The sequence below is a fragment of the Terrabacter carboxydivorans genome (genome assembly GCF_039532035.1).
GTDB classification, from domain to species: Bacteria; Actinomycetota; Actinomycetes; order Actinomycetales; family Dermatophilaceae; genus Terrabacter; species Terrabacter carboxydivorans.
In genome coordinates, this window is sequence record NZ_BAAARE010000047.1 from 1 (window position 1) to 7,151 (window position 7,151).

General features: G+C 67.2%; 7 protein-coding genes. 2 read left to right on the plus strand and 5 right to left on the minus strand.

Annotation, left to right across the window (positions count from 1 at the left end):
- The first annotated feature begins 326 nt into the window (after positions 1–326).
- Positions 327–1,124: a CHRD domain-containing protein gene (locus tag ABD297_RS23285; protein WP_344257528.1), complete on the plus strand. Its 798-nt coding sequence runs from the start codon at positions 327–329 to the stop codon at positions 1,122–1,124.
- Positions 1,125–1,150: 26 nt separating this feature from the next.
- Positions 1,151–1,981, plus strand: coding sequence for a class F sortase (locus ABD297_RS23290; protein ID WP_344257529.1), 831 nt, complete (start codon positions 1,151–1,153; stop codon positions 1,979–1,981).
- A 602-nt stretch (positions 1,982–2,583) separates the two neighbouring features.
- Here the strand turns inward: ABD297_RS23290 and ABD297_RS23295 are convergent.
- The 5 genes from ABD297_RS23295 to ABD297_RS23315 form a co-directional block, all read right to left on the minus strand.
- Positions 2,584–3,318 (minus strand): alpha/beta fold hydrolase, encoded by a 735-nt coding sequence (locus ABD297_RS23295; RefSeq protein WP_344257530.1) that lies wholly within the window; start codon positions 3,316–3,318, stop codon positions 2,584–2,586.
- Positions 3,319–3,486: 168 nt separating this feature from the next.
- Positions 3,487–3,900, minus strand: coding sequence for an ester cyclase (locus tag ABD297_RS23300; RefSeq protein WP_344257531.1), 414 nt, complete (start codon positions 3,898–3,900; stop codon positions 3,487–3,489).
- Positions 3,901–4,348: 448 nt separating this feature from the next.
- Positions 4,349–4,801 (minus strand): hypothetical protein, encoded by a 453-nt coding sequence (locus tag ABD297_RS23305; protein ID WP_344257532.1) that lies wholly within the window; start codon positions 4,799–4,801, stop codon positions 4,349–4,351.
- 5 nt (positions 4,802–4,806) lie between these two features.
- The gene (locus ABD297_RS23310) at positions 4,807–5,241 is read right to left on the minus strand and encodes a cupredoxin domain-containing protein (RefSeq protein WP_344257533.1); all 435 of its coding nucleotides are present in this window, start codon (positions 5,239–5,241) and stop codon (positions 4,807–4,809) included.
- 558 nt (positions 5,242–5,799) lie between these two features.
- Positions 5,800–7,151 (minus strand): ATP-dependent DNA helicase (locus tag ABD297_RS23315; protein WP_344257534.1); only part of this gene is annotated, 1,352 nt, incomplete at its 5' end.

A 7,151-nucleotide genomic window follows, 5' to 3' on the forward strand; every position in this document is an offset into this window, starting at 1 on the left:
CGACTCAAGAACCGCGACCTCGGCCGCGTCCCCACACCCCTGGGAGCCGAGGACTGAGATGACCAGAAAGGAAAGGGGTCCATTTTCACCCGTCGCGGAGGGGTCCAGTTTCAGCCGCCGTTGACAGCATCTCCCCGCCGCGGCCCTTCGTGGTGCTGGATGACGCCTGCCTGCGCCCCCTGAGGTTCAAGGTTCAGGTTCACGGCCGGGTCTCCAATCCAAGATTGCGGCTGGTCCGAATCCGGACCGGAGATGGTCGACTGACGACCCCGTCTGAAACAGCAGATCCTGGACGGCATGTCTCCTCGTCAAGGAGGAAGAACTACATGCGCACCATCCACACACCCCGCACCACCACCACTCGGATCGCCGGCGCCAGCCTCGCCGCAGCCGCCGCCATGGCCCTCAGCATCGGTCCGGCCTTCGCCGCCGACACCTGGGTCAGCGCGAACCTCAAGCCGGTCGCGGGCAACGGCGTCCAGGGCAGCGGCACCGCCATGGTCGACGTCAAGGGCAACACGATCACCGTCACGATGGCGGCCAACGGCCTGCTCCCCGACAACCCGCACGCCGCGCACATCCACTTCGGCGCCGCGGCCCGTCACGAGTGCCCGATCCTGTCGGACGACAAGAACGGCGACGGGCACATCAACACGACCGAGGGCGGCCCCGCCTACGGCGACATCGTCGTCTCGCTGACCAAGACCGGTGACACGAGCCCGAAGTCCGGCCTCGCGATCGACCGCTTCAGCACTGCTCCCGGCGGCAAGATCGCCTACCAGCGCGGCAGCATCAAGGTCTCCAGCGACGTCGCCCAGGCGATCTCGGCCGGCGAGTCCGTCGTCGTGATCCACGGCGTCGACTACAACAAGGACGGCAAGTACTCCGGCAGCACCAAGAGCGACCTCATGCCGTCGCTGCCGACCGAGGCCACCGACCCGGCCCTGTGTGGCGCCCTGCGCGTCGCCCCCGCGGGCGGCATGCACACCGGTGGCGGCCTGCCCACCGACACCCTCAAGAGCGGCGGCCAGAACGAGGCCCTCATGCTCGTCGGTGGCGCGGCCCTGCTCGCTGCGGCCGGCACCGGCGCGTTCGCGGCTCGCCGTGCGCGGTCGCGCGCCTGAGCGACACGACCGGACGGAGCGGGTCCATGCCTGAGAACTCACCAGAGACCTCACCCGAGAACTCACCGGAGAACTCACGGGAGTCCCAGCCTGAGCCCGCGTCGGCCTCGACGGGCCGTCGCGTCACCCGCCTCAGCGCGGGTGTCGCGGCGGCCCTCGCCGCCACGGCCGTCCTGGTCGTCGTCGGGATCGTGGCGCTCATGCTCGGCCTGCGAGGGTCCTCGGGGGCGCCCGGTTCTGCCCAGCCGGCGGTGGCGGCCTCCACGACAAGTCGGTCCGCGAGCCCGTCGACCCAGCCGTCGACCCAGCCGTCGGCTTCCCCCGGTCAGGGTGGGACGCCGGCGACAACGAAGCCGGGGGCCTCGGGCTCGGACGGCAGCGGCATCGGGGACTTCCTCGAGGCCTCCGAGCCGACGTCCCTGGAGATCCCGTCGATCGGGGTCCGCTCGACGCACTTCGTGCCTCTCAGCATCCAGCGCAACGGCACGATCTCGGTGCCGGGCACGGCCCAGGAGGTCGGGCTCTACGACGCCGGTCCCACGCCGGGCCAGCTCGGCCCGTCGGTGCTGGCGGCCCACGTCGACACCCCGTCCGGCGTCCCTGGGATCTTCCACGAGCTGCGCCGGGTCAAGGTCGGCGACGTCGTCAAGGTCGCGAGGCAGGACGGCTCGCACCTGACCTTCACGGTCGACCGGGTCCAGGCGTTCGAGAAGACGCAGTTCCCGACCGAGCTCGTCTACCGCGGTGATGTCACCCAGGCCGAGATCCGCCTTGTGACGTGTGGCGGCCCGACCGACAGCCGCAACGAGTACCGCGACAACGTCGTGGTCTTCGGACACCTCACCAGCTCGACCTGAGCCAGAGCCCCGGACGGTTGAGCTCGCACAGCCGTCATGGCATCGGCCCCTTAAGTTTTGGGCCGGTTCGGCGTGTTTACGGCGAAGGCACGGGTGAAGCGCTCGGCTGCGTGTTGTTGGGCATGCTCGGCCTTACCGAGGACGGCGGCGCCTAAGAACTCATGCATGACGCCGTCGCGGGTGCAGGTGCTCCACGCTGCCACCGGCCTGGTGCAGCTGAGCCGCGAGCTCTGCACCTGGGGCCGCGTAGCGGGTCGCGTGCGTCGGTGATCGCCAGTGCGGGGGTATCACGGCCGGCTGCTGGAGGTCCCAGTCGAGCAGGTTGACCCCCGGGTCCTGCCCGGCGTCTAGGTGGACATCCAAGAGAGCAAAGGCCGGTTGAGGGGCGCACGTCGGCCATCGACTCGCCGAACTGCTCCCCGGTCGTCAGCGATCAGACAAAGGACCTGCGCGGCCGGCAGCGCGGAGTTCTGGCTTCTCGACGGCGAGATCAGCCTGCACTCCAATCCCCGTGCCCAGGTGTGGGCTCCGGAGCGTCTCTCCATGACCGATCCCGCCTAAGGGCGACGAAGAACGGCCGTCGGCAGCCCGAGCGCTAATCCTCAATCGGTTCTGTCGAGGATCAGTCGGCTCGCTTCGTGCGGTGCGTCCCACTGTGGAAAGTGACCGCACCGCTCGAACCAGTGCAGCACCGCATCGGGAAACAACTCCGTGGCACGTGCGGCCTGTCTCGGCATCGTCACCAGATCACGACGACCCCAACCGATGGAGACCCGGCCGGGCACTGTGCCAGCCGGGGCTCCCGCCTGCTTCGGCCCCTTGGTCAGGGCGTCCATGGCGGAGCCAGTCGCCGGAGAGTCGGCCAGCCCGCTCACATCCGGCAGCACAGTCTCGCGCGAGAGCTCCCAGGGCCGCGCCGACAACTGCGCCAGCAGCACGGTCCTTCCGACAGAACTGCCGAGCAGTGCTGGCAGCTTGCCTCGCAAAGCGCGGACCACAGCGATCGACGGTCGCAGCGTGGCGCCGAAGACGAACAGATCGCGGTCACTCCAGAAGCCGCCCGGATCCAACGCCACGGTGTCGCCACCGACTCCCCGCCGCGCGAGCTCAAGCACAATGCGGCCGCCCATCGACTGGCCGGCGGTCGAGACCCCGTCCAAGCCCTGTTCGCGGATGAAGTCCACGACGGAGTCGGTCAGGGTGGCGATCGAGACCTCACCGGTCAACGGCGGCGTCTGGCCGAACCCCGGTAGGTCGACCGCGATTACCTCACGGCTTTCGGCCAGTTCGTCCAGGATCGGGGACCATGACTGCCACCCAGCGCCCAGTCCGTGCACGAGCAACAGCGGGCGGCCCGTCCCTTGTCTCACATGATTCAACATCACACCGGGACCGCCTAACTCACTCGAAACTGGGGCGTTCGGTCGCCGCAAGCGGATCATCATCATCCGAACGCCAAGGCCAGTAAAGCCGGGGACTGAGTACTACCGATGCGTGGATGCGACTCATCCGGTCAGCCCGAGCTGGGTGACGATGCCGAGTTCGTCGGAACTGCCCCAGCGTTCTGTCATCTTGCCGTCAACGAATCTGCTGATCTGCATACCGCGGATGTTTACGGACCGGCCGGTCGCCTGGTGGCCCTGGAACGGACCCTCGTGTGTGCCGGTGAGGGTGTAGGCGATGGCCACTTGGTCGTCGTCCGCGACGAGGGTCTCGACCTCGACGTGCAAATCGGGAAACGCAGTCCGCATCTCGGCAAAGAAGGCCTTGTAGCCAGCGGGGCCAGGCTGTTGTCCCGGCGCTGGGTCGTGGTCGACGCTACTCGGATCGACGAGGTTGTCGAACCTGTCGACGTCGCCGGTGTTGATGGCCTCACCGAAGGCTTCTTGGGCGGCGATGTTGCTTCTCTTGTCGAACATCGAATCTCCTCACGCTCTCAACTGGATGCTTGCGCATGCTTCGTCCTCACCTACCCACGACCACTAGAGGTATGCACGTGGACTAGGTCACGCCGAGCCGAGACGCCCGTCGGCCGTCGGCGATCCGTGACCTATGGGCTCGCGGAGCGACCCAGTGCGCGCTCGGCTTGCGACATGCCCCGATCGTTTTGGTCAGTAGGTCCAAGTACAGCTTGGCGCTGGCATCGCGTAGATGAGCGACTCGTCACCACTCTTGAAAGTGAGGACCAAGGTCACCTGAAATGCGCCGGCTGGGAGCGCACTTGGTGTCGAGAAGGCCAGCCGCACCGCCGCCCGCGCCACCGCGGCGGTCGTGGTCGCGGGGCCAAGGCCATGTACTTCGATGGTGTCAGAGCGAATGTTGCAAACTCCCTCCTCCTCTTCGAGCCGTAGTGAGTGTTGACCCTGATTAGAGGTTGGGCTCGCGTCGCGATGGCCGAGGGGGACGCGCAGAGATGAGTAGCGCCACGAGCGCTGCTGCCGCGGCTACAGCCTCGGCGAGGGCGCTCAGGGACTTCTCGAAGAACCACACGGGCTCGTACATCGCCGGTAACGGCCCCACGGCAGGAATGTCGACGTACCGGTAGAGAACGACCGCAACGGCAGCGCTCAGGCCCACGGCAAAGGCCACCACGAAAGCCCTTCGACTGCCGCTGAGGATCACCCACACAGCCACGACGATGGCCACCGACGCTTCGATGCGAAACAGAGTCCCTGCACCGATCCCGGTCGGAGCCGACTGTTGGTACCCACCCGCCAGTCGCAGATGAACCACCGCATCGACCAGAAGTGCGGCCGCCACGAGCAGACGCAGGACCCATGCGAAGACACTGCCCGTGTTGACATGGCGACCTGTCGTCATGGAGGTCACTGAACTACCAGCGTCCCACTCATGTTGCCGTGGAAGGTACAGACGAACTTGTAGGTTCCTGCCTTCATCGGCGCTGTGATCGTCGCCGAGCTTCCGGGGTCGATCTTGACGTCGAAGCCGCCGTCCTTGGATGTGACGGTATGCGCCTCCGAGTCACCGTTCTTGATGGTGATCTTCGCGCCGGGGGCCACCGAGGCCGGTACCTTATAGGCGAAGTCGGCAATCGAGATGACTGGCGTGGCAGCGGCCCCGCTTGCCGAGGTGGACGGCACAGCCGAACTTCCAGCACTGCTACTGCTCGAAACTGATGGATTCGACGTTGTCGTGGCCATGGACGTCGAGGCGGCTACATCGGAGCTTGAAGTCCCACAGGCCGCCAAACATAGAGCCAGGGCTGGGACAGCGGCGAGGAGCGTGATCTTGCGTGTCATGGTTGCCTCCAGATCAAGCGGCCACTTGAAGGACCGCACGATGAAGTTCGTTACCGGAGCCTGATCGGCTTGGTTCAGGTATCTCCCGCCGCATCGTGGGCTGACAGTTGGCCAAGAACCTGCGTACCGACCTGGCCTTGGACGCCCTCAAGATGGCGCTGCGGGACCGGGCTCGCGCCGGCCGGGACACCACCGGACTGATTTACAACTCGGACAAGGGAGTTCAGGCCAGGTTCACGCGGTCGTCGCAACACCGCCTGAATCGTGTGGGGACAGTGACGCATTCATGGCCCCGGTCGGCTCGAAAGGCCACCCGCATGAAGACGCGCTGTTAAGGCCGAGCCCAGCCGTATCCGTGGCCCATGGCGCTGCATCGATGACCTGGAGATCGCGGTCGCGAAGTACATCGACTGGCTCATCCACCGACGCCTCTACGACGAGATCAGGCTCATGCCACCCGTCGAGCTGGCGACCATCACTACCGACACACCACCGCGACGGCTAACGTCAAAGCGTCAGTTCAGGACGAAACTCAAGCAGCGCAAGTTGTGCCAGACCCTACAAGACCCGAGCCGACGCCTCCTGCTCCAGGCGACCGGGGGCTCCCCGTGAGCGCTTCACGGCCGTGACTGCAGCGCCCTCGGCCTCGAGTCGAGCGGGACTGATGGCCTGCGCCTGCTCTCGGGCTCTCGTCTCGGTGGCACTGAGGTCGGCGCCGGACCGCGCCAGCACCTGTTCGAGCACCGCGGTGGCGTCCAACATTGCGGGCGTCTCGTGCGAGGTTGCGGCGTCGGGGTCGTATGCCGTGTCGACGTACACCATGTTGCTCTCACGACCGCGCGTCGCCATCACATACAGAGGCTCGCGCATCGTCGTGGCCGTGACGAAGGCGTGGGTCGTGTCGACGGTCCGTCCTTGGGCACGGTGGGCCGTCGTGGCGTAACCGAGTTCCACGTGGGCAGAGACGTATTCGGCCGGGAGATGGGCCACTCCCCCACCGGAATCACGCCGCACGCGCAATGAACCATCACGTCCAACCCGGGTGACTACCCACTGATCGCCGTTCTTGACCCAGCCCCCGGTTCCTAGGGCGCGCTGGTTCTGGCGCGTCACCACGACGTCCCCGACGCCGATCACGGACCCGTCCACGACGGTGACCCCACTCTCCGCCACCGCTCCTTCAGCAACTGCGTGTGCGCGGGCCCTGCGGTTCAGGTCGGCAACGGTGGCCGTGTCGGCGGCGACCATGAGTGACCTGCGGCCGGCTTGGACGTCGTCGGTCCAGTTGGCGAAGAGCTCGTCGAGCATCGACTCGCGGTCGCCACCGAGGACCCTCCCCTGCCGCACGTACTCCCCCGCGACACCCTTGGCCCCGACCCGCAGCTTGAGGGAGGCCGCGCGCTCCCACTCATGCCGGAACCGGCGCACATCATGCAGCGCGGGTGCGTCGATGCGGTCCGTTGCGACCAGCTTGAAGGCGCCACCGGCTGCGACCGGGGACAGCTGCGCCCAGTCCCCGACGAGGAGCACCTTCGCGCCGGCGTTGCGGGCGTATGCCGTCAGCGAGTCGAGCTCGAACGTGCCTGACATAGATGCCTCGTCGACGATGACGAGCTGCCCCGGGCGCAGCCGCCATCGGTCGATGTCGGCAGCGACTTCACGCGCGCGACGCATCAGCGTGCGCGTCCGCAGCGACGGGCTTGCGCGATCCAGCGCCGTGCGAAGCTCGTCCAGCTCGGCGAGACGAGACGGTTGACGGGCCGCCTCCGCGAGCCACTTCGCGGTGTTCTCCGTCGGCACCCCTACCGCCTCGGACAGCACCTCCGCGGCCGCCGCCGACGGGGCGAGCCCCACTACTGACCCCGGCCCGTGCTGCGACTCCCAGACCGCTCGGACGCCCGCCATCGCGG